This window comes from Niallia sp. 01092 (assembly GCF_052318935.1).
Classification (GTDB): domain Bacteria; phylum Bacillota; class Bacilli; order Bacillales; family Cytobacillaceae; genus Niallia.
In genome coordinates this window covers 43,157-67,958 of the sequence record NZ_JBQRKO010000004.1, presented here as the reverse complement: position 1 = coordinate 67,958, position 24,802 = coordinate 43,157, and the positions used below count along the sequence as shown (strand labels likewise).

General features: G+C 37.4%; 23 protein-coding genes and 1 riboswitch. Of the genes, 6 read left to right on the top strand and 17 right to left on the bottom strand.

The features are described 5' to 3' along the window. Window positions 1–382 precede the first annotated feature (382 nt). On the bottom strand, window positions 383–1,408 hold the full coding sequence (locus ACTXGU_RS05505; protein ID WP_443480497.1) for an aldo/keto reductase: 1,026 nt from the start codon (window positions 1,406–1,408) through the stop codon (window positions 383–385). A gap of 199 nt (window positions 1,409–1,607) precedes the next feature. Here ACTXGU_RS05505 and sigZ point away from each other — a divergent pair, with 199 nt between their 5' ends. Then, window positions 1,608–2,132 (top strand): RNA polymerase sigma factor SigZ, encoded by a 525-nt coding sequence (gene sigZ / locus ACTXGU_RS05500; protein WP_443480496.1) that lies wholly within the window; start codon window positions 1,608–1,610, stop codon window positions 2,130–2,132. Between the two features lie 107 nt (window positions 2,133–2,239). Further along, window positions 2,240–2,905 (top strand): fumarylacetoacetate hydrolase family protein, encoded by a 666-nt coding sequence (locus ACTXGU_RS05495; RefSeq protein WP_443480495.1) that lies wholly within the window; start codon window positions 2,240–2,242, stop codon window positions 2,903–2,905. Window positions 2,906–3,056: 151 nt separating this feature from the next. Here ACTXGU_RS05495 and ACTXGU_RS05490 read toward each other — a convergent pair whose 3' ends face one another. The 7 genes from ACTXGU_RS05490 to ACTXGU_RS05460 all read right to left on the bottom strand — a co-directional run bounded on the left by ACTXGU_RS05490 (window position 3,057) and on the right by ACTXGU_RS05460 (window position 12,860). Next, window positions 3,057–4,223 (bottom strand): MalY/PatB family protein, encoded by a 1,167-nt coding sequence (locus ACTXGU_RS05490; RefSeq protein ID WP_443480494.1) that lies wholly within the window; start codon window positions 4,221–4,223, stop codon window positions 3,057–3,059. 382 nt (window positions 4,224–4,605) lie between these two features. Continuing rightward, window positions 4,606–5,106, bottom strand: a complete 501-nt coding sequence (locus tag ACTXGU_RS05485) for a carbonic anhydrase (RefSeq protein WP_443480493.1) — start codon at window positions 5,104–5,106, stop codon at window positions 4,606–4,608. Between the two features lie 115 nt (window positions 5,107–5,221). Continuing rightward, window positions 5,222–5,587, bottom strand: a complete 366-nt coding sequence (locus ACTXGU_RS05480) for a DUF2294 domain-containing protein (protein WP_443480492.1) — start codon at window positions 5,585–5,587, stop codon at window positions 5,222–5,224. Between the two features lie 112 nt (window positions 5,588–5,699). Continuing rightward, window positions 5,700–8,303, bottom strand: coding sequence for a DUF2309 domain-containing protein (locus ACTXGU_RS05475; RefSeq protein WP_443480491.1), 2,604 nt, complete (start codon window positions 8,301–8,303; stop codon window positions 5,700–5,702). Window positions 8,304–8,309: 6 nt separating this feature from the next. After that, window positions 8,310–9,836, bottom strand: coding sequence for an NADH dehydrogenase subunit 5 (locus ACTXGU_RS05470; RefSeq protein WP_443480490.1), 1,527 nt, complete (start codon window positions 9,834–9,836; stop codon window positions 8,310–8,312). Between the two features lie 663 nt (window positions 9,837–10,499). Continuing rightward, on the bottom strand, window positions 10,500–11,957 hold the full coding sequence (locus tag ACTXGU_RS05465) for an alpha/beta hydrolase (RefSeq protein WP_443480489.1): 1,458 nt from the start codon (window positions 11,955–11,957) through the stop codon (window positions 10,500–10,502). A 468-nt stretch (window positions 11,958–12,425) separates the two neighbouring features. After that, window positions 12,426–12,860 carry an Lrp/AsnC family transcriptional regulator gene (locus ACTXGU_RS05460; RefSeq protein ID WP_443480488.1) on the bottom strand — a complete coding sequence of 145 codons (435 nt, stop codon included), beginning with the start codon at window positions 12,858–12,860 and terminating at the stop codon, window positions 12,426–12,428. Window positions 12,861–13,236: 376 nt separating this feature from the next. Here ACTXGU_RS05460 and ACTXGU_RS05455 point away from each other — a divergent pair, with 376 nt between their 5' ends. Then, window positions 13,237–13,710 carry a VOC family protein gene (locus tag ACTXGU_RS05455; RefSeq protein WP_443480487.1) on the top strand — a complete coding sequence of 158 codons (474 nt, stop codon included), beginning with the start codon at window positions 13,237–13,239 and terminating at the stop codon, window positions 13,708–13,710. A gap of 26 nt (window positions 13,711–13,736) precedes the next feature. On the opposite strand, the gene ACTXGU_RS05450 is transcribed toward ACTXGU_RS05455, so the two are convergent. The 5 genes from ACTXGU_RS05450 to ACTXGU_RS05430 all read right to left on the bottom strand — a co-directional run bounded on the left by ACTXGU_RS05450 (window position 13,737) and on the right by ACTXGU_RS05430 (window position 17,482). Then, the gene (locus ACTXGU_RS05450; RefSeq protein WP_443480486.1) at window positions 13,737–14,114 is read right to left on the bottom strand and encodes a peptide-methionine (S)-S-oxide reductase; all 378 of its coding nucleotides are present in this window, start codon (window positions 14,112–14,114) and stop codon (window positions 13,737–13,739) included. Window positions 14,115–14,203: 89 nt separating this feature from the next. Continuing rightward, window positions 14,204–14,319, bottom strand: a riboswitch (SAM riboswitch). A 504-nt stretch (window positions 14,320–14,823) separates the two neighbouring features. Beyond that, window positions 14,824–15,588: an SDR family oxidoreductase gene (locus tag ACTXGU_RS05445; RefSeq protein WP_443480485.1), complete on the bottom strand. Its 765-nt coding sequence runs from the start codon at window positions 15,586–15,588 to the stop codon at window positions 14,824–14,826. A 129-nt stretch (window positions 15,589–15,717) separates the two neighbouring features. Continuing rightward, on the bottom strand, window positions 15,718–16,539 hold the full coding sequence (locus tag ACTXGU_RS05440; protein ID WP_443480484.1) for a MerR family transcriptional regulator: 822 nt from the start codon (window positions 16,537–16,539) through the stop codon (window positions 15,718–15,720). Window positions 16,540–16,754: 215 nt separating this feature from the next. Next, window positions 16,755–17,069, bottom strand: a complete 315-nt coding sequence (locus ACTXGU_RS05435) for a carboxymuconolactone decarboxylase family protein (RefSeq protein WP_443480483.1) — start codon at window positions 17,067–17,069, stop codon at window positions 16,755–16,757. Next, on the bottom strand, window positions 17,069–17,482 hold the full coding sequence (locus tag ACTXGU_RS05430; protein WP_443480482.1) for a tautomerase family protein: 414 nt from the start codon (window positions 17,480–17,482) through the stop codon (window positions 17,069–17,071). The genes ACTXGU_RS05435 and ACTXGU_RS05430 overlap by 1 nt, the downstream gene beginning before the upstream one ends. A 109-nt stretch (window positions 17,483–17,591) precedes the next feature. Here ACTXGU_RS05430 and ACTXGU_RS05425 point away from each other — a divergent pair, with 109 nt between their 5' ends. Continuing rightward, window positions 17,592–18,464: a LysR family transcriptional regulator gene (locus ACTXGU_RS05425; RefSeq protein ID WP_443480481.1), complete on the top strand. Its 873-nt coding sequence runs from the start codon at window positions 17,592–17,594 to the stop codon at window positions 18,462–18,464. 430 nt (window positions 18,465–18,894) lie between these two features. Here the strand turns inward: ACTXGU_RS05425 and ACTXGU_RS05420 are convergent, their stop codons facing one another. Genes ACTXGU_RS05420 through ACTXGU_RS05410 form a run of 3 tightly spaced genes read right to left on the bottom strand, consistent with a single transcriptional unit; the run spans window position 18,895 to window position 21,031 of the window. Continuing rightward, complete coding sequence (locus ACTXGU_RS05420) at window positions 18,895–19,305, bottom strand: hypothetical protein (RefSeq protein WP_443480480.1); 411 nt, start codon at window positions 19,303–19,305, stop codon at window positions 18,895–18,897. Between the two features lie 41 nt (window positions 19,306–19,346). Then, window positions 19,347–20,312, bottom strand: coding sequence for an FAD:protein FMN transferase (locus tag ACTXGU_RS05415; protein ID WP_443480479.1), 966 nt, complete (start codon window positions 20,310–20,312; stop codon window positions 19,347–19,349). Window positions 20,313–20,314: 2 nt separating this feature from the next. Next, complete coding sequence (locus tag ACTXGU_RS05410; RefSeq protein ID WP_443480478.1) at window positions 20,315–21,031, bottom strand: DUF2271 domain-containing protein; 717 nt, start codon at window positions 21,029–21,031, stop codon at window positions 20,315–20,317. A 154-nt stretch (window positions 21,032–21,185) separates the two neighbouring features. Between ACTXGU_RS05410 and ACTXGU_RS05405 the strand changes: the two genes are divergently transcribed. Together ACTXGU_RS05405 and ACTXGU_RS05400 are read left to right on the top strand one after the other, a co-directional pair. Next, window positions 21,186–21,314 carry a hypothetical protein gene (locus ACTXGU_RS05405; protein ID WP_443480477.1) on the top strand — a complete coding sequence of 43 codons (129 nt, stop codon included), beginning with the start codon at window positions 21,186–21,188 and terminating at the stop codon, window positions 21,312–21,314. A 129-nt stretch (window positions 21,315–21,443) separates the two neighbouring features. Next, on the top strand, window positions 21,444–21,977 hold the full coding sequence (locus ACTXGU_RS05400; RefSeq protein ID WP_443480476.1) for a type 1 glutamine amidotransferase domain-containing protein: 534 nt from the start codon (window positions 21,444–21,446) through the stop codon (window positions 21,975–21,977). A gap of 413 nt (window positions 21,978–22,390) precedes the next feature. On the opposite strand, the gene ACTXGU_RS05395 is transcribed toward ACTXGU_RS05400, so the two are convergent. Further along, window positions 22,391–24,319 carry a hypothetical protein gene (locus ACTXGU_RS05395; RefSeq protein ID WP_443480475.1) on the bottom strand — a complete coding sequence of 643 codons (1,929 nt, stop codon included), beginning with the start codon at window positions 24,317–24,319 and terminating at the stop codon, window positions 22,391–22,393. Between the last annotated feature and the right edge of the window lie 483 nt (window positions 24,320–24,802).

The window sequence follows — 24,802 nt, the reverse complement described above, 5'->3', positions numbered from 1 at the left end:
TTTTTTCACAAGAAATTAAGGGTATAAAAACCAGTATTAAACTATAAATACTGGTTTCTTTTTTAAAATTATGGCTACCCTGAAAGTAAGAGGGGTTTTCCGAAGCTTATCGCTCGCTTTCCGCGGGGCGAGCGCCAAGCCTCCTCGTAACGACGCTCCTGCGGGGGTCTCGCCTTTATCGCTAATCCCGCAGGAGTCGACCGACCGCTTCTCCAAACCAACATATGCAAAAGCTCAATTCATTAATTTAGAATTGCGCCTGATATTTGCTGCTCTTATATACTCTATTATTTGCCCCTTTAATAGAAATGAATCTATTTTGAAAAAGATTGATCAAAATGGACTTCTTTTTAAAGTAATCCTAACAAATCTGATCAGCCTACTATCTCTCTGGATGTTTTCTTACTATATTCTCATCATTTTCCATAAAAGACCATCCTGGATACTCTTCTGGCAGTCGGCTGACTTCATCAAGTCTGTTTAACTCGTCTTCATTTAAAGTGATGCCGCTCGCCTCAAGATTCATCTGTAGTTGATCTGGACGTTTGGCCCCAACTATCACACTGGTGACCGCTTTCTGGTTAAGCACCCAAGCTAAAGCAATAGTGGCAACCGATGTTTCACGCACTCCTGCAATTTCTTGCAACACATCGATGATTGCATAACTTTTTTCTTTATCCACCGGTGGAAAGACAAACTTGGTATGCCGGTCATCAGCACTTCCTTGATTATCGCGAGTATATTTGCCTGACAGAAACCCTCCAGCTAATGGACTCCATATGAGCAGCCCCATATTTTGATCCTTTACAACTGGAATAACTTCCCGTTCAATCTCTCGTCCTGCCAATGAATAATAGGATTGACTGCTTTTAAAAGCATGAAGGCCATTTAATTGGGAAACCCCTCTTACTTTCATCATTTCCCATCCCCTCATATTGGAGCAGCCAATGTAACGTATTTTCCCGCTGCGAACAAGGTCATCTAAAGCACGCAAGGTTTCTTCCCAGTCTGTTATTTGATCGGGATTATGAATTTGATAAAGGTCAATATAGTCAGTACCAAGTCGCTTAAGACTTGCTTCCACTTGTTCGATGATATGCAGCCGTGATAAACCGATCTCGTTTGGTCCGGTACCAGTACGTCCTCTCACCTTCGTAGCAATGATCGCCTGATGACGTTTGGACTTCAAAACTTTTCCGAGAATCTCCTCTGACCGTCCATCAGCATATATATCAGCTGTATCGAAGAGATTAACACCGGCATCCAGCGCCTGATCGACGAGTCGGCCTGCTTCTTTTTCATCAAGTGAACCAAATATACCCCAAGTTTTTCCGCCGCCAAATGTCATTGCGCCAAGAGCGATTTCCGAAATAAGTACTCCTGTATTGCCAAGCAGATTGTATTTCATACTCTTCTCTCCCTCGTATTATTATTTTTTAAATTCAGCAACAATCCAGAAACACTTTGGAAAGCGTTAAAATTGCATCCATGCTCCCCCTTTTTGTAAAATTTAATTATTAAAATTATTCATTACACTATAAAAGACGCCATTAAAATTAAATAGACGCAAAGTTTGTTAAAAAACTTTTCAAAGGAGTGAGCTTCCAATGGATATTCAGTTAGTTTGGAGCGAATATCAAGAGCCAATAAAGCGTTTTGTGGCAAAAAGAACGGATAATCATGATGATGTGGAAGATATTGTACAGAATGTGTTCATGAAGATAAATGGTCATCTTTCCGATTTAAGGGATGAGAAAAAAATGCAGCCTTGGATTTATCAAATTGCTAGAAATAGTATCGCGGATTACTACCGCAGAGGGAAAAAATCCGAGGAATTTACGGACCATCTTAAGATCATCGATGAAAATGAAGAAGAGGACTATTCCAAAGAAGTCATTTCTTGCTTTAAAGACGTGATTCAGCAATTACCTGAAAAATATAGAGAAGCTCTCGAACTTTCGGAGTTTAAAGGCATGTCCCAAAAACAATTAAGCCAGCATCTCGGCATTTCTTATTCCGGTGCCAAATCAAGAGTACAACGCGGAAGGGAAATGCTTAAAAATTCACTACAAGGCTGCTGCCATATTGAATCGGACAAATATGGCAATATTGTTGATTTCTATATTAAATAAAGATAAGGTACAATCACAACTAGCACTTTATAAATATTCAATTATTTGATGCGTAATTCAGTTTTATTTCATAAACAACATGTTTTACTAATTAGGAGGTAGCTAAAATGGAAACTATCAAAAATATTTATTGTATTGGTCGAAACTATGCTCTTCATGCACTAGAATTAAAGAATGAAATTCCCACATCACCAATGGTCTTTTCAAAACCAACGCATGCCATCGCTTATGCAAATGGAAATGCGATTAATTTGCCAGCCTATCGAGGAATCATCCATTTTGAGACTGAACTAGTTATACATATTGGGAAAGATTATTATAAAGGAGCAAAAGCAGACGATCTTATCGACAAAATGGCATTAGGCATTGATTTTACATTAAGAGATGTGCAAACTACATTAAAAGAAAAAAGACATCCATGGCTTGCAGCTAAAGGGTTCCCTCAATCTGCTGTTCTCACCGATTTCATCCCTTTCCCAGGCGTTGAAGCAGCTAAAGAAAAAAACTTTTCACTTGAAATTAATGGGGAAGTTGTCCAAGTAGGAAATATTAGCGATGTCATTTTTAATTTCCAGACCATCATTGATTTTTGTGCGTCGAATTTTGGGATTGGTAAAGGAGATATCATTTTCACTGGTACGCCAAGTGGTGTCGGAGAAGCCATTGATGGAGATAAATTTTCCTTAAAATGGGGAGATGAGGTTTTAGGTACATGTCAAATAGTTAAAAGTAATGAACCACCACAATTGAGTCTTTCCCCGAAGCCATTATAGAATATGTTAAAGTTTAAGAAAGTGTCGAAAAAATGGGACACTCTCTTAAACTTCAATAACATGTACCGTTCTATAAGGAAGCCTCTAGGATTCATTGATCCTGATTCCTCCATTATTCTGAATAAGGATTATTTAATGAAATCCCTTTTTCTTAGGTTAAAGCCCGTTTTAATCGCTCTAACCCCTCTAGTAAAACTTCTTGAGAACAGCCGATGTTCATACGAACAAACCCTTCTCCTCCTGATCCATATTTGGCTCCTGGTTCTAATCCAAGCTTTCCTTTTTCAATTAAAGCTTTATTTAATTCTTCATCGCTCATATTCAAGTTACGGCAATCCATCCAAAGAAGATATGTTCCTTCCGGCTCCATCAATCGTATAGACGGAATATTTTCTTCGATAAATTCTTTCGCAATTGCAACATTCTGCTTCAAGTAGCCTAATAACTCTTCCAGCCAGTTCTCTCCATATCGATAGGCTGCTTCCATTGCAATGATTCCAAAGGTATTAAGGGTATGATACCCTGTTCTTCGCTGAAAATTTTCATATCTGCTTTTTAATTCTTCATTTGGAATAATGCAAGCAGAAGCTTGAAGTCCGGCAATATTAAATGTTTTGCTTGGAGCGATGCATGTTAACAAAATCTCGTCATATTTTTTATCTAACGCTGCAAGAGGATAATGTACATTTGGCTCGTACACGTGATCCGCATGAATTTCATCAGATAGGATCAAGCAATTGTAGTGCAAGCATAAATCTCCTACCCTTTGCAACTCCTCTTTTGTCCAAACCCTTCCTCCTGGATTATGCGGGCTGCACAACACAAAAAGTTTTACACCCATTTGCAATTTCTTTTCCAAATCTTCAAAATCCATTTCATACCGATTATTCACAAGCTTCAATGGAGAGTTAAGCACAACTCGTTCGTTCTTTTCAATCATTTCAAAAAATGGCGCATAAACCGGAGATTGCAGCAAAACATATTCACCAGGATCTGTAAAAGCTTGGATTGCCGTACTAATCGCAGGAACAACTCCTGAATGATAAACAATCCACGATTGATCAATTTGCCAATTATGTCTATTCATAAACCAATTAATCATCGCATCAGCAGCAGAATTCGGTACGTATGTATAACCGTAAATCCCATGTTCAAGTCGTTTTTGTATTTCTGCAGCTACTTCTGCTGGCGGCTGAAAATCCATATCTGCGACCCACATCGGGAGAACATCATCTGTTCCAAAAACAAATTTATTATACCCCCATTTATATGACGCTGTATCCTTCCTATCAATTACCCTGTCAAAAATACTATTCATCAAAATCCCCACCTATAAGTAGTTTTTCTTTCGGAAAAAAATGTAGGGTATTCCCCTGCAGTCTATTGATAAATATTTTACCATAAACTTCAACTTCAGGTGTTCCTAATCTTTCGGACATAAAAACAGCCCTTTAGTTAATTTCATCCAAAGGGGTAAAGCTTCTCAACTTTTTTATCATCATCTTGGTTGGCGAGTCTTGTAGGTCTATGGAATATAGAGATCGCTGCAATTCTTCTGAAGGCTAGGGGTTCTCAAAAAAACATCATCCTTTCGAGTACTCAACTAAAAGAAAAATGTTTTTTCATGTTGGAGGAAATTTGTTTTGTTAGATTTGAACTGTATGTGGAACTACCCCTTTCAGATCTAAAGCAAGGATTTCTCAAAAAGTGTCAATTTCTGATAGTATATCGTTTTCTTTGTTGATAATTAATCCTTGAACCTTTACATGAGAAGGCATCAACGGATGACGACGAATGATATTAACACTATTTTGTACACCATCAGTTACAGTTTTGCTACCCTCTAACCATTCCATTATACTACCTTCAGGAAATTCTGGCGTGCAATATTTAGAAAGATAATCTAATGTTTGTATTTTTTCCTGCAATCCTTTGTTTTCGGATATTATGTTAAATATATCCTCTGTATTCCTCTGATCATCTTTTGCAGCAACCACAAATATTTTCTCAACTTTTTCTTGATAAACAGCAACAATAATATCTCTCATTATATCGCCAAAAGATTGGGAAATTACTGGATTATAACTTTGTAAGATAATGATATTTTCTGGATTAATATTGGTCTCCAGCTTCATTAGATGGTCCAAATTGTGCTCTATTCCAATCAAATATAGAACTTTTTTCTTTTTATCAATATGCATCAAAGTCACCCCATTAATAATTTGAATTTCGCTTCAGTCGATAATTTAAAATGATTAAGCAGCAAAACTTGAATGATATAGTAAAATAATCATTGTTTTAAACGTATCTAACGATTTATGACAATTGGTCTTGTAAGTCACCCGAAAGCTTAAAGATCATAATTCGTTCTCCAGTTTGTGTACTAAGATCGGTAAAAAAACTCACTACTTCTTGACCTGTTAACGTTAATATAATTTCCTTTAATTCTTCTAGACCTGATTCCACCAAACTATTTCGATTCTTTTTTACGGAAAGTAATCCTTCTTTATCTTTACATAGTGAATATTCAGCAGGGGTTAATATACCACGTAATGTAACAATAATCATATCTCGTAAAATATCTGATTTAACAGATATAGAGCCACGTCCAAGATAATTTTTCTCCCAATAAGTTAATGCTTTACTTATATCAGCTTCAATAGTTCCTTTTGATTTATCCATAATAAGTCCCTTTCCTTCCCCCTTTCTTTATTAAAAGTTACATATATGAATATTTGTTTCGTTTTATATCACTGGGTTCTCACTAGGCTTTTATATCAAACTGGGAAAGTAATTAAGACCAACTTTCCCAGTTTCCTTCTGGATCAAAGGACGCAAGTCGAATCCAGCCATTTTGAATTTTTTGATAAAAAGTAGGATTATGATCAAAGAGCCGTTCCACATACTCCTTCGGTGCTTGGATTACCACCAACAAGCGCAGGGGAGCATGATAAGCCTCTTGATCCGATTGCATCACGGACTGCCAAGGAAGTCCAGTTAATAAGTCACTGGCATTCCCTTGCATTACGCCAATACCAGATGTCACTGTTTGGGTCGTTTTATTTCCACTGCCATAATAATGAGGGGCAACAGTAGATGCGTAATATTGCAGGTTAATCCATTGGGCAACCGTTGCCGGACCAGCAATAATGTTTGCAAGTAAATCACCGTTCTTATCTTTTTTCCAATTATAGTTTTGGAGAAAAGCTCTCCCATTCAAATTGCACTCTTTCGTAAGCTCCCGATCCCCAATGATAAACGCGGCGTTGCGCGCCAGTCCCCATTCAGGACGCACCTCACTCCAATCTTCTGCAAAGCGCTGCGCCTCAGCCTTTGGATTTTTGTGATAAGAGTAGATATTTGGCAGTTTTGATAGTCGCTCGGCATTTGCTTCATCACTAACTTTTGGCAATGCATCTTGGATACGTTCAAATGCTTCCACCGCTGCATCTGAAAGTTCAGGAACATAAATCCAATGTAGTTCATCAAGTGATGTGATATGCTCAGCAGCCGCGAAAACTGTATCTTTCGGAATTGAAATCCCTTCTTCTGCAAGGGTTTCCCTCACTGCCTGCAAATTACACAAGGTAGCGAGTACACGTGCATTGAATCTACTTGATGCTCCTCCGCATGCACCGCAGTCCAGTGCAGAAGCATATGGATTGTTCGTGCTGTGACTTCCATGACCACAAATAACCACTAAAGGAGCGAAATGATCGGTGAGCCCCATCATTTTTAGCGCTTGCCGTACATACTGCACTTTTTGTTCTTCAGAAAACCCAACCGGCAACTCCGCATCTATGATGTGTTCATGGTCAAGCGAAAGTTCAGTAGAAGGTTTGCGCAGCCACGTTTTTCGAATTTTACGGAAAGCATAACCGGCAGTTCGTGGAACAAAGCTGCGAGCCAACGTATGCAAGCTAAGCCAAGGGCCGCTTACTTCCGGAAGCACCAGACTAGCAAGCAGGTTATTTTTCATGTTCTTAAAAGTTGAGCTGAGTGAATAGGCTGTATGCTTACGCTCTTTATATTGTTTTAATTCATGTTCAGGTGAAGATTCTTTTACTTTGAATTGCGGCTTTAGTATAACAGGCAAGGAGTTATGGCTATGCTTGCTGCCAAGCTTACTTGTTTCAATTGGCAATCCAAAAAAGCCAGCTGTTCCAAAAGTTTCAAAAGGACCTGATTTTTCAAGTTTGCGGCGAAAATGCTCTGAACGCACATCAATACAAAATGCAAATTGTGCCAATACAGTATCATTTTCCGCTGCCGCAGCCTGTTTCAATGTGATCATGTTCATCAATTGATCTTCGTATGTTTTTTCCCAAGCTTCCAACCAAAGCTGATTGTGGACAATTTTATCAAAATGATAAGCAAGCTTCAAACGTGCTGTTTGCTCCGCGGAAGATAACTGTATCCATTCATTGATTGACAGGTCACCAAAGTAGACCCAAGATGCAATCAACGATTCTAATAGCGCTTTATCCCCCTCTTTTTTTTCATCCAAGGGAAGATGAGGTTTGATTAAGGCCAACTCCATGGAAACTCGAACAGCCAAATATTCAGTTAACAATGAATGTTCTTGAGCTCGATGCTCCGAACGCCACAGCAGCATTCCTGCCCAACCTGGCAAGGAAAGTAAATGCGCTTCAAGATAACCTTGGATCTCTGAATATGGGATTTTAAGCAGCAGCAATGCCTCCTTTAAAGCACTGCCAGCATCTTTTGGCCATTTATTGAACTGCTGACGTATCGTATTGCTTAGTGCTGGATCATAAAGAACCAGTCTCCGCCACGCATGATAGAAACCTTCTTCACGATTTGGCATGGACCAAACAGCTTGAGACTCATCCAAAAACAATTTACACCATTTAATTAAATGACGGTTGAGATCATGAGCCACCTTCTCACCGCCTAGCTGTTCTAAGCGCTGACTATAGGTTTGCACCGAATGCTCTTCAGTTATCTCGAATTTATAGCTAGTTAGATTTTTTGCCAAGCTCTTTAATTCAGGATCTTCTAATAGATTGGAAGGCGGCTTATCCTGTGTAAGAGCAGACCAGCAGAACTGCTCGGCAACGTTCTGTGGCAGTTCTAAAGACTGTAAATCAAGCCAGTGTTTTAGCCTGCTTTCTAGAAAATCTTGATTAATCTCGCCACGATTTCGTGCAGACTGCAACAACGAATCATTGGGATATATATCTACATCACAAGTATCTTTCATCTTGCATGCAACTTGTTCAAATGACTGATCTTCCAAACCCGTCCAGGGGTTACGTGCTGCAAATGTGTTAATAGGACCAAGCGGTGCAATAACTTTGCTTGCTGCTTTCACTAAATCGTTCATATTAAGATCAAAACAATCAAGTTCTTTTTCCCGATTTAATGTTGTATTCATCGTACATTACCTCCTCGACAGTAATTGTGCCAAATATTTCGGATGACTTTCGACCAAATCATTTTTAGGTTCACCCAATTGTATAAGCCAAAGATAGATAACAGCAAAGAAAGCCGATGAACGATTACGTACTAACCATGCAGCAAAAACATTTCCGGCAAGCAAAATAAATAGAAGTAAAATAGCTGCTGATGCAGGCGGCTCTATACCTTGATAAACTGATTCATGCAACAGCCTATCAAAGGCGGTATGAATGATGCTAAACACGATCGCAGCACCGGCAAACAGCGAAAATCCTGTAATGCGGCTAATAGCACCGTACCCAAAAGCCATAAGTTGCGTCCAGGCAATTGATATAGACCAGCCTAAGGTTAGAGCACTTATTAATTGATACACTTCTCCATGTGAAGTTAGCCAATAGCCAACCCCCACTAGCGTACCTAAAATGCCTCCAGAGATGACCCATAAAAATGTTGATGATTGGGGCGCCTCCTTAGATTTTGATACATTGTTACTTACCACAGAACCAGCCTGTAAAAAAAGGGTTGATTTAAATAGACCATGCAGCACAGCGTGAGTAATGGCTGCTATATAAGCACCTAATGCGCATTGAATCAGCATAAACCCCATCTGCGCAATCGTAGAGCCTACCAGCTGTCGTTTATAATCAGTTTGAACCAACATAATACCGGTTCCAATCAAGACGGAAATACTAGACAGAACGAGCAGAATAATCTGGGCTGCATCGCCGCTAAAAAGAGGTGCAAAACAAGTCAATATAATTCCACCGGCATTCACTATACCTGCATGCATAACTGCAGAAACTGGTGTTGGAGCAACTACCGAATCTAACAGCCAGCGGTGAAAAGGCCATTGTGCGGCTGGAATTATTACAGCAATAATCAGCAATACATTTATACAAGTTCTCTCCCATGAAGCTAGTTGCGCAAGATTGTTTTCAGTAAGTATGAGCGACAACTGCCAGTGTCCCGCACTCTGTGTAAGCCAGATAATTGCAAACAACAAAATAAGCCAACTAAGTGCGAACAAACGACCAGATAGCGCAGCTGCATTTCTCGCCACTTGCCACTCCTTTTTTAATCTAAGGAGCAATGTCAGCCCCAGAAGTGTAGCTCCCCAGGAAATCAATAACCAACGAAGATCATCACTAAGCCAAGCAACTGCATCAAAAACAGTAGTAAGAGTCAGCAGCGTAAAATATTTTCGATAAGAACGGTCGCCGAGTAAATAGCGAACAGAGTAGCGCTGCACAATGAAGCCCATTGTAAGGACAAACAATGCCAGCAGCCATGATAAGGAATCAAGATGCCAAGGGCCAATAATCAAACTCTTTTTGTTAGAAATAAGGGCCAACAGAGCGGCGATTGGGGGTAATGAAATGATGCCCACATGAATGCGAACAAAATTCAAGGGAACCCTTGGGTATAACAAAAATAATGCACTAAGCACAGAAATCGCAAGCAATATAAAAAATACGATTGGCAGTGAAATAAAATCCAAGTAAACTAACATCCAGCTCCCCCCTTTTGAATGAATAGATAGAAGCAACCAAAATTTCGAAAACATCTATCTTAGCAATTTGCTTCATTTTGTAACTTTCCTTTCTATTGAATAACATTTAAGAAAAACACAAGACTCCAAAATCCAGTTCTAACCTAAGTGTTGAAAATACTATGCTTTTTTATCTTTAAAACAAAAAAACCGACAATTTCATCATTTTAATGGCATAATAAATCCATTAAACTCTGAAAATTGTCGGTTTACTATTAACTAGCCCAAATGCGGTTTTTTAAATAGTCTACCTTTTATACAACACTTCCTTCATTGATAGTAAGGAAGTTATATTTTCCGTTCACCTTGTTTTTTAACCTCTACTTTAATAGATTTACTTTTTCATAAAGTCAAAATTAAATTTTTAACTGTATGCTAAAGTGAGCTATATTTTTATAGAAGTTGTTTGAACATTTATTTTATAAAATGATACTATTTATTAAATAATCTGTCAAGTCAAGGATCTCTAACAACATAGAAAACTATCATAATTTCGCTAATCAATTAGTTGACCCCTAATGCTGAAGTGGTTTAGTATCAAGTGGATTGGTCAGGTTCAAAAAAACGACCACGCATTTGTAAATTAAACCGACTGATTTCTAGCTCAAGGGCGGTTTATTTCTTTTATTCCTGGAAAATTACCTTCACTTCAGGATAGGGGGAGGACGGTCTGTCAAATAGGGTGTCTGTTTTTCCTTTTAAATGTTTGTCGAAAAAAGCTAGTGTGTAGTCATTGATGATACTATGTGCCTGACGCGGAGGCATTTGATGATTCCATGAAAAAAATGGCGACAGTAAATACAAATCTGTAAAACTCAGATGATCTATCTTGTCTATCATCACACTGTAACCATCGTTTTTGAGTAGATTGTTTTTGCGCATCGGAATTTCTTTAGCTATAAAGTCATAATCCTCACGGGTCATCCCTATCCTTAGCAACTCCTCTTCGTTCGGTTCATCGGCGCTGTTAACTTCTGGTGTTTTCACGTTCATCATTAAAAACGGCTGTTTAAGTCCGTCTTTCAAATCCCCTTTTCCGAACAGCGTTCCATCCATATTCATCCCCGCCTTAAACCGCGGATCCGCTAGCAGCGTTTGTGCTGCAGCCGCACCGCCGAAAGAGTGCCCAAACATCCCCACACTTTTAAGATTGATTTTCCCCTTCAAAATGCCGTTTGGATCTTTGGTGTTTAGCTGTTCTATTTGATCCAGCACAAATTTTGAATCTGGAACCCAAGTATCGGTGACTATTTGATCCCAACTATCCCAATCATTCATCTCAGGTAGATTGTCGCTTAATAAAACAAGCTTTCCATCAGGAAACACAGTCTCTATAGAGTGATAGGTGTAGTCGATACATGCGACGATATAACCGTGACTGACCAACTCCTCCACTTGCGACGTATTCGTATAGCGAGTTCCCGGAAAACCATGTGCAAACAGCAGCAGCGGATAGTTCTGCTGAGCATTGGAAATTTTCGCTTTAATGCTGGCGTGAGTGTTTACGTTGCGAAGGTAGTCTAGGAAGAAACCAGGTACCCCGTACTTTTGTTGAACAGCCATCTTCAAACCGGACAAGTCTGGAATGTAGGGAGCAATCTTTTCATCTCCGGACGTTTCTGCTGGATACCAAATTTGCACCATCAGCTGTCTTTTGTCTACAGGATCTTTAGTCAGCTTTTCCTCCCTTTTAACATCTATCCAATGATAAGTGGCTGTTCCGATCGCGTAGGGACCGCTTGGCTTAGCTGTTTCAAAAACAGGCAGCAACACCGGAAGTCCAACCGTAATAACGACGTATAACGCTCCAAAAATAGCAGCGGTAACCTTTAAGGCACGATGGCGCAACCTGTATGTATGACTACGCAACTGCATGGCAGACCATAAAAGCAAAAGAAACGTTAGCACATAAGCAGGCACTATCTGCCATCGGAAATGCTCAACGGCAAACTGCAGAACTAAGAGAATTAGAGCTACTCCGCTTAACGCAACGAGCAACTTTTTTGCTTTTCCCCTTTTCCATAGGAGTATGACCAGTGTCAGTACATTGAGGCTGAGCAATAAGATTTCAAAGATTCTCATTGGACTTAGAGCACTCTCCTTATACTTCTGATTGTTTGGAACACAGTTTCTCTGCCACATACATTTGCAAATTTGGCTTCGAGAGATGGCTCGTTGCTTTATGTTGTGAAGATCTTGCTATAGCAGTATCTTTAGTAAAAAAAGTCCTTTTAAAACTGCACAACATTTTCAATATATTACCTAAATATTGACTATGAATGACATTATTTTAAAAAGAGTGTAAATTTTACATGTATAGCTAAATTTTCAACTGTGTGAAGCTACAAATACGCCATTAAAGACTGACTTAAAAGGTCCTTGAAAACGACTTTTTGAGCCATCCTCTACACAAATATAGTTATTTTGAACTAAATCTTACCATAGATTTTGAATTAAATTACTTCTCCTTTGTCAATAAAAAAACCGAAATCCCAACCTTTTCGTTTTGAAGGACGATCAATTTCTTAACTTGATAACGATATGGCAGCTTCAGAGTAAAACCCTGTTTTCCAATATATTTTTTAAACAAATATGTGACTTTGAATGCCCCAGCTGCACAAGCGAATCTTGAAAAGCTGCAAGCTCCTCTACCGATGCAGTTTGTACCTTTAGGAGATAATTAAATTCTCCACTTATACGAAATAAATCGGTTACTTCCCTTGCCTCTTTACAAAAATCAACTAATGCTTGACAATGTTCAGTCTTTAATAGAATAAAAGAGGTCGTACCTCGGTTTAGCTCGCGCAAATTAAATACTGTACTATATTCGGAAATAATCTTTTTATCTTCCAGCTTTAAAATCCTTTCTTTAACGGAAGGTTGAGACATAGAGATTTGTTTACTTATTTCCGAAATAGGCATTCGCGCATTATGCTGAAGTAATTCCATAATCTTTTTATCAATGTCATCGATTTGATTAATCATATTCAGTATCCTCCCAAGTTCTATAAAAATAGGCTTTTTTCGTATAGATTGTTGTTATGTAACCCGCAGCCTGAATCCACTTCGCTTTCCGCGGACGAGTGCCGAGCCTCCTCGTCGCTATGCTCCTGTGGGGTCTCGTCTTTCTCGCTTTTCCCGCAGGAGTCTACGTGTATTCAGTCTGCTCAGTGCTTCAACCATGTTTATTGTTTTATTCAAAAACAACAAACTTTTAGAAAACAACCAAAAAATAAGATAATTATGATAAATAAACTTATATTTAATAAGTATTTTATCATTATCTCCTCATATTTCGTATGTATTTCGCTGATTAATATTACTATAATGAAAACAACTTATTTATAAGGGGAGAATCTATATGAGTGTAAACGGACTTGCCCATATTGCTATCCAAGCGAAAAATTACAAAACAACTATCGATTTTTATACTAAAGCCTTAGGATTTAAAGTAGGTCATCATTGGAGTCTACCTTCCTTTCAGATCAAAGAGGCTGCCATGCTTGTTTCACCTGACCAAAGAAGCTGCATTGAAATATTTGACAGCGAAGCGGTTATCCCTGCTCAAGGAAAAAAAGCCTTATCGGAAGAAGATATTGCTTACGGAGCGTTATTACATGTCGCATTTTATGTGGATAATGCAGAGGAAATGTATCAAAAAGCCCTTGCTCATGGAGCAAAGGCATATATTGAACCGAATCAACTTTCCCTTGGCGAACCACCTCTTGTGGTAAAAAATGCTTTAGTGTACAGTCCTAATGGAGAAGTTATCGAATTTATGGAAGATATCGATTTTAATATGCTATTTAATAAACATAAATGGAAACAATCATAAATGGCCAAAATAATGTGACACTTTTATTAAGAAAGCAATTTTATCTCTTCTAGGCCATTAATATGTTCACATGCTGGAGTAATTTTTGTAATAATTTTATCTTTAAAAATATGTTTTAGCTCGCATTTCTTTTGTTTAGCTAATGTTAATTGATTTTTATCAGAGAAGAAAATCAATGATTGATTTTTAAATTGCTGACCTTTTCTAGTTGTTGGGTCATGTAAGTCAAAAAATAATTCTAATAATTCATTATAGGATACTTTCCAGGGATTAAACCATATTTCTACTACATCTAGATTTGTCCCGCTTAGATGTCCTATTCGAACATTTTCAATACCACGAGAACCTGTAATAAAAGCTTTTTGACTAAAAAACTCGCTTGCACCAAACACTGCTCTTTCCATATAATTTCGCTCCTCCTGAGCGATAAGCCTCTATCCATTTAAAAAACCTCTCTTTGTTTAAAGAGAGGTTCGTATTATTACATACTTTCCTCTCATCTTTCAAAGGTTAACACCTTTGCAGGAATTAGCACCGTTCAAGACAATATTTTGACTTGATGGTTGCCGGGTTTCATAGGGCCTGTCCCTCTACCACTCTGGATAAGAAGTTATCGCTATTTATTTTTGTTTAATTACTTTATTGTTACTGATACTATCATTCTATTATCTAAAATTCAAGTATTATTTTGAAAATAATTGAATTTATCTATTATTCTTTTTCAACAATTCTTACTTCCGAATATGGCAATTTAGTAAAATAACAATAATTTCACTGTAAATGTAACAACTTTATTAATTTATCTTTTATATGAACATTGAAACCTAAGAGAACCGATTCTCATAGCGTAAGGCTGTTTTCGTATAGATTGTTGCTTTTAGTCTCACAGCCTGAATACACTTCGTCCGTTTAGCGAGCGTCGAGCCTCCTCGTCGCATACGCTCCTGTGGGTCTCGTCTTTCTTGCATTCCCACAGGAGTCTACGTGTATTCCGTCTGCTGAGTACTTCGTCTCCAATTTTTCATGTGAAAAACAACAAACTTTGAGAAAACAGCCTAGCGTAAAAACAAATGAAAAATCGGATTTTCGTCTTACTTAAACAGAATTTCCAGATTATAAATGAGATCCGCCTGTAGCGTCGAGCATTTGTGCTGTAACCCATCGACCATCAGAGGATGCAAGAAACGCAACAATGTCTGCAATATCTGAGGGTTCCCCAACTCGTCCTAGTGCAGATATTTCCGTTGCATGTTTTTGTCCTTCAGGAGTATAGAGCCATGAAGCGTTGACGTCTGTATCGACGATGCCAGGAAGAACTGCATTCACGGTAATCCCTCTTGGTCCAAGCAGCTTTGCAAGATGGAGAGTGAACGTATTGATTGCTCCTTTTGTAAGGTTATAAACCATAATATGTGGATAGGCAATCCGCGTCACACCAGACGATATATTGATAATCCGTCCCTCATCGCGTAGACGGGATAATGATTTCTGAACAAGAAAAAACGGTGCTTTCACATTGACAGCAAATATCTCGTCAAAAGAATCCTCTGTTGTTTCTTCCAACGTTTTTGAAGTACCGATTCCAGCATTGTTAATCAAAATATCAAATTGGTTGCTGCCAGTTCGTTGATTGAGTTGCTTATCCAGCGATTGAATCAATTCTTCAACACTTGCAATCGAGTTAAGACTTGCACCTATAGCAAATGCTTGACCCCCATTTGCTTTAATTGTACTAACAACTTCCTCCGCTGCGGCAAAGCGACTACCATAATGGACCGCAATCAGCGCTCCTTCTTCCGCCAATCGTAATGCAATTCCTCGACCGATTCCTCGACTTCCACCTGTCACTAATGCAATTTTTCCTACTAAACGATTCATTTTTTTCACTCCTTGTTGATTGATTGATTTGACTTTACACCTTCAACCATAGGGGAGAGTCAACATACATAACAAAAAAATCTTTCATTATCCCATTCGAAATGGAATGATGAAAGATTTTTTTGTTTTTTAAATATTTTCAACAGGGATAAGCAATTCAGCCATTCGAAGTTTCCCATACAGATCTTTATCCACTGTTAGATAAATTTCTCGGATTGGTTCCGTATTGCTGGGTCGAAATCCATTAGATGATATCCATGCTGCCAACTCAGATAAGGCTGGACAAGAAGAATGATACGGATCACAATGGTGCACAAGTGAGGCAGCTTTTTTTAACTCAGGCCAGACGTGAATTTTCACTCGATTACTACTTGGAATTTCTTTTGTAATGGGTAAAGCGACCTCTACATCGATCGCATCATCTTCGAGTTCACTATTATGCCATTGAATACTCAATGGCCGATTTTCGTCCTCACCATGCAGACGTACATATTGTCTGATTTCGTCCAATAGCAGACATAGGTGTGTACGTGGGATAATATCTCGAATCGAAGCAACAAATTGAGACTTTACATCCCGTAGAACGATTGAATAAGTCGAAGATAAATTGTTCAAATCTCCAACACGCTCTAGTCCTGAATTAATTTCCTTTAACTGACGCTGTGCTTCCTCAATTGTATGTTGAAGCTCCAATTGTTTTATGATCAAAGATTTTTTAACATCCTCAGGCAATGCATCTTCCGCTAATAATAACTTGATCTCCTCTAGTGTAAATCCCTGTTTTTTTAAAGCGATGATACGTTGTATGGTCAACAGTTGTTCCGCCGAATAATATCGATAACCAGAAAATTTATCAGTTGTAGATGGTTTTAACAAACCTCGTTTATCATAATAACGCAGTGTTTTGATTGACACTTTACTTAGTTTAGAAAATTCGCCGATTTTAAACATTCTTCAAAGCCCCCTCTAATACCAGTGCTCACCCTTTTTTAATCTATTTCTCAACTTCAAATCTTCTTCTTTTGAACATAAAAACACCCTTTTAGATAATCATACCTAAAAGGGTGAAACATGGCGACTTTCTTTAAAGCTGCTTCTCTTTTTTATAAACGTATTAACTTTATCTCTATTATTATGAAATGTATACGTTAACAGATACTATACCTTCATTTTTCATTCAGTATTATGTTTAGCGCTGCAGCCGCTTTAGGCCATCCAACGTAAAAGGCCATATGTGTGATCAAAGCAATTATTTCCTTTTCGTTCAGTCCATTCTTTTCAGCCAATTGCAGATGAAATGGTAGTTGCTCCGTATTGCCAATACTAATTAGAGCAGAAAGTGTAATTAAACTTCTTTCTTTTGATGTTAAAGTAGGCTCTCTCCATACTTTTTCGAATAATATATTTTCACTATAATCAACAAAATCGGTAGCATTATCTCTCATTTTCTTTGGTATATTTAATTCAATACGATCATTCACTATTCTTTTTCCTCCTTCTTATTAACCATTTGTGCTATTCCTTGACCAAATGACCAGTTTTCAGCAGATGTCTCGTTTAATGTAATAAAAATATCAGTTGTAGAGATGTTTAAATGATGATAAAAAGCTTTCGCGATGGATTGATACAAGTTCCTCTTCTGAATTATTGTTCTTCCAGGTGCACATGTAATGGAAACATGTATCAAATGATCTGTTCTTTTTTTCTCTCCTTCTAACAGATAATGCGGGTCGTAAAAAAATTGATTAGATGGGTAGGGTAAACACATGTGAAAGTAATCGTTTTCTGGAATGTGAAAATGTTCAATTAATGAATGATGAATACTATTGCTTATTATTTTTAACCCTTCTTTATTCCATTGCCTTTCTGGATAATAAACATGAACAAACGGCATCTATTCACTCCCTTTCTTATAACTTTATTGTACTTCCGTGATTTTGATTTGTATAATTGAAAAAATATTATATAATTATCAAAAAAACCGATAGAGATTAGGTGTAAAAATGGAAATAAAAGAGTTAAATACTTTTAAAATGATTGTAGAAGAAGGTACTTTTTCACTTGCGGCAAAAAAATTAAACTATGCTCAGTCAACCGTAACTACACATATAAAAAAACTAGAAAATGAACTTGGTTTTCTTTTGTTTGAACGAGGGTGGGATGCCAGGTTAACAGATGAAGGTACTTTATTTGCAGAGGAAGTAGATAATTTGTTAATGCATTGGGATTATTCAATATCTCAAGCGCAGCGTATAAGCAATGAGGAGAAAGGAACATTAAGAATAGGACTAACAGAATCTGTTGCAGAAAAATTAATTCCGTCTATATTAAACTTTTTAAACAATGAGAAGCCTTATATACATTGTGATTTTGTTGTTGGAAACACAGCCCTTTTATCACAAATATTAGATCAAAATAAACTTGATTTTGCTGTTTGTGGAAACAACAAAAATAGTTCTAATGTTAAATTTACTACCCTTTTCAAAGAACAAATCGAATTTATCGTCAATAATCCTCATCATCCAATTTTGAAAAAGGAGTCAGTTGAAATATCTGATATTATTGATTACCCCATTTTGATTGGAGAGAATAGTTGTTATTATAATCAATCTGTGAATGCTTTCTTATCAGAAAACAATTTATCCTTTAAAAGAGTCTACAATTGTAGTGCACTCCATCTTATTCCACAAATGGTTTTTGAGAATGCAATAGGCATCATCCCTAAGGGAACTAACTTAAAACAAAGTAATATATCATTTAAGGTTAAGGGATTTAATCCCGAAATACCTATAGGATTATTAATTTCTTCTAAAAAAAGAAACTATTTAAGCCAGACAAAACAACAGCTTATGAAATTGATTGAATCGTTGTTATAATTTTTCGATTTCTATTTATCAAAATAAATAAGATCAAAAGTCTTTATAAATAAGATTAATAAAAAGAAATAGTTAATCTATTATTAGCAATGAACAAAAAACCTCTATTTTGAAATAAGCGTTTTTTATTGAATATATCTCTGGGTAAGGATCGATATTATCAGTTGAATACTTAATGAGGATCTATAAATTAGCGATCGAGCACAAAGGCAATTATAATCCGGTATCGATTCTACGACTGCGAACTGCTCTTTTTTTCAGTTTATTGACCATGGACACCTGGATAACCATCATCGCAAGTACTGTGAAAAAGGTTACAATGTACATGGAAAAAATCCAGATATTTTTCGTGTCTGTGCCGCCCATCATTCCATGGGAAAACGCAAGCAGGTAAAGAATATAAGCCGAAAGATGAAAGGTGCGCCAAAGTTTAACAGACATTTTTTTCTTCAGATCGGTCGTAATTAACAAACAGCAGTCCGTAGAGTGTAATGGTGCCGAGCCCGTAAAGAAACGGTTCTTTCGGAGCAGTAAACGGAATAAGCAGCTGTGTCCAGGAAAAAGTTACATAGGCATCAATAACAAGCAGCATCGGGTGAAGTGCCCCTATAAAAACACCGCACGTATTAGCGAAAAAATGGAGGGACATAATATGGGAACGTTGCTTTTGTTTCCCCTTCCAGATGGGCATTCCATAAAATATCCCGAGACAAATGCCGAAAAAAAGCAGGAGATACGCAGTAATTCCAAGCGTTCTCGTAATCAGCCATGTCGGAACGGCTGCAAGCGGTGATCCAGACCGGCGAATCACTTCAATAAAAGCAGCATAAATGAGAATCAAAACGATGCCAATGACCCATTTTAACCGTTTATGTTTTTGCTCTATAATGAAACACCCCTTTCATCTAATGGTATGGTAATTTGTTCTACCAACTCTGCTTTATGGCAAAATTGATCAAGGTTTGCAGATGCAAATACTCGCCCCTGTCTATTAACAAAAATATAAGCAAGATCCGGTCTGTGTGAGGTTAACCAGTCAGGCCCATTTTTGCAGCCAATGATGATAAAGCACTTGGCATAAATCTCACAAGGAAGAAGTGTCCGGCCAATTACCGTCACCTGCAGACAATCCGATTGTACAGGAAGACCGGTACGCGGATCGATAATATGATGCATGTTGTGGCCATTTAGTTTCCAGCTTCGTTTTATGATGCTGCTTGTCGCAGCACAAGTCCAGTCATTCAGCCATAGTTTTGCAATGTTTTCATTATCCGAAAAAGGATGTGAGACACCGATCAGCCAAGGTTCTCCGGATGACTGCCATGACATAAGGTCACCCCCAGCATCAATTAGTCCCTTTGCTCGTCCTCTTTTTATCAACGATTCGGCAATTTGCTGTACACTCCAACCTTTGGCAATCCCTCCGAAATCAAGTAAATTAGCCGGATTGATTTTTACTGTGCGGTGATCAAGATCAAACACGATTGGATGTTTCGTATCAGTGGAGGGAAACGGTTGATTATGCGGCTCGACATTATCCCGGTTTATTTTTTCAAAGGATTCCCGGTAGCCTGATTGTTCGAGTTCATTTCTCAGAAAAGGTGTGAAAATGCCGCCTGTTTCATTAAAATAATAGAGCGATTCATAGAAAAGCTGGGCGAAAAGCTGCGATACCTTCGTTTCTTTATCTGCATTCCTGTTAACTAGACAAAGCTCACTTCCAGGTAGAAAGCGCGAAAATTTTTCTTCGACGGTTGTGAGCCATTGAAACACTTCTTGTGCATCGGCAGCACTGAGTCCCGCTGTAAGAATATCCGTATTCATCGCTTTGCTTTTATAAATTTCCATTTTTACGACCCTCTAGTATTGGTGATGGTTTCCTGTTCGACAGATGCAATACTTTTTCCAGGTGCAAATCCGGCACTTACACTTTCAAGAAGCGTGCCTTCAGATTTAGCATTTTCCGGTATGTATTCAGCAGTGGCATCCTTCTGGTTTTGCTCACTTCCAACAGAAATTTCACCGCTATAAATGACACGGTTCTCCCAAAGAATATTTCCTTCTATTTTATACACATAAGTTCCCGGCTGAACAGGCTGACCGGAAGCATCCGTACAGTCCCAATAAACGACATGCATACCTGTCTCCTGCTCTGGAAGACTGACCCTCTGTATTTCTTCTTCTGATGCATTCTCCAAATTAGCGGCCTCGCGCCATTCCGGGTGGCTCTCTGGTCTTTTTTTATAGCCGCCGTTCGCAGTAAAACTTGATGCTCGCAAAGTTTTAATATAGTTTCCATTATTGTCTTCAATCCATATCGCGATCTGGTTGCTGGCAAGTCTGTTAAGATGATAGAGTTGGTAGTGGATATCAACAAGGCCTAGTGTAGTTACTTCCGGATTGATTGATACTCCGGAAGAAGCGGTATTAGAAGCGGTGCTAGAATTAGGTTGGGAAGCAGAAAAAGGATTATCTGCTTGGGCAAAATGGGACATACCTGAAATGATGATAACACCTGTACCGAGCGTTCCGACAACAGGTATTAATACTTTTTTAATATCTTTCATAAGTATCACTCCAACCAATGCTTTAAGAAAGCAATTTTTATAGGAAGATGTGAAAATAAATATTGTGCTTCATTCATTATACTGCTAGCGTAAATTTTTTTCAAAAGAAAAACTGAATTGCGCAAATTTTCTTATCATGTGGGAAAATAGCATTTTGGCGAATTATCATCATCCTTTTCCAACACATGCAATCATTAATGTATCAGGCTTTCCCTTGCATTTAATCAATCGTTTGTTTAAACAACATGCCAACGATTCGCCTAATAGGCAGACACCATTTTAAAGTATTGAATAACTAATCGTATAAAAAGTGTTACTATCCTACATTAATGTGCGTACTTTTAAAATTACTTCCAAATGTATAAGATTTATTTGTAACATTTTATTCTATAAAAATACGAGGTGAAAATGGATGAAAAAGGTAGCAATACTAGTGGGAGAAATGTATCATCAAGAAGAACTGCAGGTTCCTGCTGCAGCTATGCAAGAAATTGGATACGAGACAGTATTAATAGGAACGGAAGCAAACATAACTCTGCAAGGGGTTTATGGAGGCAGCATTAAAACGGATGTAGGAATTGATGAAGCAAATCCAGATGATTTTAATGCCCTTTTTATTCCTGGAGGATTCTCACCAGATATTTTGAGAGCTGATAATAGATTTGTGTCATTCGTTAAGAAAATTTCGTATTCAAACAAACCAATATTCGCCATTTGCCACGGACCACAACTGTTGATTACTGCTGAGGTTTTGCAAGGCAAAAACATTACAGGATATAAATCCATCCAGGTAGATTTACGTAATGCTGGTGCTACTGTTTTTGATGAACCTGCAGTAATCTGGAATGACTTGCTTGTTACAAGCAGAACGCCAGATGATCTACCTCAATTTACACAAGCTATTCTAAAAGTATTAAAAAAACAAACGGAGCTACAATTATCATAGTTTTTTCATTCAGATTATAAAAAGGATGTTTACAACCTATCGTAAACATCCTTTGTTTTTTCAATGGTTTCTTTTATTTAGGCTGTTTTCTAAATGTTTGTTGTTTTTTACGTAAAAAAATGAGAGAAAAGTATCCAGCAGACTGAATACACGTAGACTCCTGTGGGAATGCGAGAAAGACGAGACCCCACAGGAGCGTATGCGACGAGGAGGCTCGACGCTCGCTAAACGGACGAAGTGTATTCAGGCTGCGAGTTTAAAAGCAACAAACTATACGAAAACAGCCTTTATTTAATAATCTCCAATAGGAATACTTAAAAACTTTACAAAAGAGAAGGACATATTTCTATGAACGATAAATCCCTCTCTTTTTACATTTATATTTATACCGTTACAAGATCACGCTTTAAGGATTAAATAGCTTTTTGGATAGACAAAAGATGTTCAGATAACTTTTCATAATCTTGATTATTTATTGCTTTTTGTAAGCTAATAGCAGCCTCTTTCCATTTGTTCTTATCTTTCAATTTTTGAGCAGCAATGCAAGCAGTATCAGCAGAAAGCAGACGCTGAGCCCATCCAACTAGGGGGTGAGAACGATCAATAGGCATAACAGCAATATGATCTAATTCTTGAATAGTATTAGCTAATTCATCTACTTTATCGTCTCTTAATTGTGTAAAGAGTAAATTACGCTTCTCATTATCTTCAGGTGTTATACTCGTTTCAAAGTACATGCGATCTAATCTACTTAACAGCATAGAGGCTTGTCCTTTCACGCTGTTCATCGCCTCTTCTCTAATTTCTATTATCTCAGAAATATTTTCTTCCTTAAAAGGACCATGATATCCAGTATCTTTATCCATGTATCGAAGAATTTGCGCTCCGCCTAATCCTATACCATCAGTACCTGTATAAATAACCTGCGGCAAGTGATGAAATCTAAAACCTGCGGAGAAATAGGTGAGCAATCCTTTTTCATGCGCCTTATGAACTAATGTCAAGGCTTCAGAAAAAGTCAGTTGTTCAATGACACATTTACTTGGATAAGTATTCGCTGTACCATCCCAGGTCACTTTATCAAATCCGCCTTCTTTAACTAATTCAATTCCTAACAATCCAATCTCAAAGCGATCTGTAATCAACTTTGGCTTACCATTATTCTCTTTCAGTGTTTTCTCACGATCGTCTAAAATAGGTGTATTAATATTGAAGGCAGCTGCAAGTGCCTGGGTATGTTGATTTCTCCGAATATTTCCTGCCATATATTTCATAAATTTAATCGCTTCAACTGCTGTCATACGTTCTATGGCCAATTTACACTCCGTTAAACCATCCATAAAAATAGCTGAGCATGCTGCAGCCCAAGTATGAATCGTTTTTACTGCAGATGGTTTAAAATCACTTTCAAAGATCGGCCTGCCTACATATGAGGAAGAGGGAGCATCTTTTCCAACACCCAATTTTACTTTTCCTATTATGTTAAAGTTAGGGATGCGATATGGCTCTACTGCTTCACGATCTTGATCGCTTCCTCTTTCAAGATGTTCAATATGAACAATAACACCTTTTAAAAACTTGTTGGATTTCAGCGTTCCATATAAGTGCCCAATTCCAGGATCTGTAATAGAAGCGTATGTTTGAATATCGCGGAAACCTGAGTTCCCCCACGGAATGATTGATCCATCGTATCGATGGCCTTTCGATAATAATTCATAAGCTAAACGAATCGCAATTCTTTCCTCACAAGTCGGCAATCGTTCTTGCTTTCTTAAATCTGCTAAAAGCTCACTAATTACATTTAAATAATCAGACTTTGTTAATTTTTCTGTTTCAGTGAAATCAGAATTTTCGCCTTGTAATTGTAATTGTATACGCAGATAATAAACATCATCTTCTACATATAACTTACAAGTGTTATATGCACTATCCTCCCATGATCCTAAATAAAGGTTTACTATCGAAAAAATTTGATTGTAATGATCTAATAACTGATTAGAAGCTGTTGTTAATTCTAATAATTTATTTAATTCAGGAATAAGGAGCGTTTTAAATCCTTTTAAATCTGGGAATTCCTGAACTAATAACTCAAGTTCACTTTGAATCCGTTCAAATAATTCATTAAGATTATAAAATTCACCAATATCATAAGGTATAGTTTTTACAAATTCGTCATCTGTTGGAGATTGCTCTTTTATTTTTTTTATTCTAAGTTCTTCCATAGCATCCAATAGTTCAGTAAAAATAGCTCGTTTAAAGGTGCCCTCATGAAAGCCTAAATACCCATGTTTTAAAGAAGAAATACTTAATATAGGGTTGAGAATAGTTTTTGTTGTAGCCATAAATCCAACCTCCAGATTTTTGAATTATTTAAATATTCAGGTGTTTAGTGAAACAAAAATCTTGCAACAGCGTATTGAAAGTAATAAAATAAAACTAACACAATAAAAGAAAACGCTTCCATTTGTCGTTGTCTCTCATGCGGCCAAACATTCAGAGATAACGGCATAACCAACTATTCTTTCATTAAACCTCTAAAAAATTTTATCCCTCCTTATTATATTTTTCGCCTTCCTTGCATTACCTAATTGGAATTTTTTATTTAATCAGGTAATGTATACCTATTATATTATTATTAAATTTTTTTGAGAAGTAGTTACATTCTCTTATGATAACCACATGCATTATACATAGTTACCTATTAGTAAGTTGGAAACAGTAGAAAGATGGATACGTCAATTAATCGCTTCCTGCTCATCTATATATTATACTTTTACATGAAGTGCTTATTTAACATTAAACAAAATTATAGGCTGTTTTCTCAA

Excerpts from the sequence above, each read along its gene's own strand:
- ACTXGU_RS05475 (WP_443480491.1), bottom strand. The coding sequence starts at position 8,303 with ATGAATACAACATTAAATCGGGAAAAAGAACTTGATTGTTTTGATCTT.
- ACTXGU_RS05490 (WP_443480494.1), bottom strand. The coding sequence starts at position 4,223 with ATGAATAGTATTTTTGACAGGGTAATTGATAGGAAGGATACAGCGTCA.
- ACTXGU_RS05445 (WP_443480485.1), bottom strand. The coding sequence starts at position 15,588 with ATGAATCGTTTAGTAGGAAAAATTGCATTAGTGACAGGTGGAAGTCGA.
- ACTXGU_RS05425 (WP_443480481.1), top strand. The coding sequence starts at position 17,592 with ATGGAAATAAAAGAGTTAAATACTTTTAAAATGATTGTAGAAGAAGGT.
- ACTXGU_RS05470 (WP_443480490.1), bottom strand. The coding sequence starts at position 9,836 with ATGTTAGTTTACTTGGATTTTATTTCACTGCCAATCGTATTTTTTATA.
- ACTXGU_RS05465 (WP_443480489.1), bottom strand. The coding sequence starts at position 11,957 with ATGAGAATCTTTGAAATCTTATTGCTCAGCCTCAATGTACTGACACTG.
- ACTXGU_RS05440 (WP_443480484.1), bottom strand. The coding sequence starts at position 16,539 with ATGTTTAAAATCGGCGAATTTTCTAAACTAAGTAAAGTGTCAATCAAA.
- ACTXGU_RS05495 (WP_443480495.1), top strand. The coding sequence starts at position 2,240 with ATGGAAACTATCAAAAATATTTATTGTATTGGTCGAAACTATGCTCTT.
- ACTXGU_RS05415 (WP_443480479.1), bottom strand. The coding sequence starts at position 20,312 with ATGGAAATTTATAAAAGCAAAGCGATGAATACGGATATTCTTACAGCG.
- ACTXGU_RS05395 (WP_443480475.1), bottom strand. The coding sequence starts at position 24,319 with ATGGCTACAACAAAAACTATTCTCAACCCTATATTAAGTATTTCTTCT.
- ACTXGU_RS05430 (WP_443480482.1), bottom strand. The coding sequence starts at position 17,482 with ATGCCGTTTGTTCATGTTTATTATCCAGAAAGGCAATGGAATAAAGAA.
- ACTXGU_RS05450 (WP_443480486.1), bottom strand. The coding sequence starts at position 14,114 with ATGGAAAGAGCAGTGTTTGGTGCAAGCGAGTTTTTTAGTCAAAAAGCT.
- ACTXGU_RS05480 (WP_443480492.1), bottom strand. The coding sequence starts at position 5,587 with ATGGATAAATCAAAAGGAACTATTGAAGCTGATATAAGTAAAGCATTA.
- ACTXGU_RS05505 (WP_443480497.1), bottom strand. The coding sequence starts at position 1,408 with ATGAAATACAATCTGCTTGGCAATACAGGAGTACTTATTTCGGAAATC.
- ACTXGU_RS05410 (WP_443480478.1), bottom strand. The coding sequence starts at position 21,031 with ATGAAAGATATTAAAAAAGTATTAATACCTGTTGTCGGAACGCTCGGT.
- ACTXGU_RS05485 (WP_443480493.1), bottom strand. The coding sequence starts at position 5,106 with ATGCATATTGATAAAAAGAAAAAAGTTCTATATTTGATTGGAATAGAG.
- ACTXGU_RS05400 (WP_443480476.1), top strand. The coding sequence starts at position 21,444 with ATGAAAAAGGTAGCAATACTAGTGGGAGAAATGTATCATCAAGAAGAA.
- sigZ (WP_443480496.1), top strand. The coding sequence starts at position 1,608 with ATGGATATTCAGTTAGTTTGGAGCGAATATCAAGAGCCAATAAAGCGT.
- ACTXGU_RS05460 (WP_443480488.1), bottom strand. The coding sequence starts at position 12,860 with ATGATTAATCAAATCGATGACATTGATAAAAAGATTATGGAATTACTT.
- ACTXGU_RS05455 (WP_443480487.1), top strand. The coding sequence starts at position 13,237 with ATGAGTGTAAACGGACTTGCCCATATTGCTATCCAAGCGAAAAATTAC.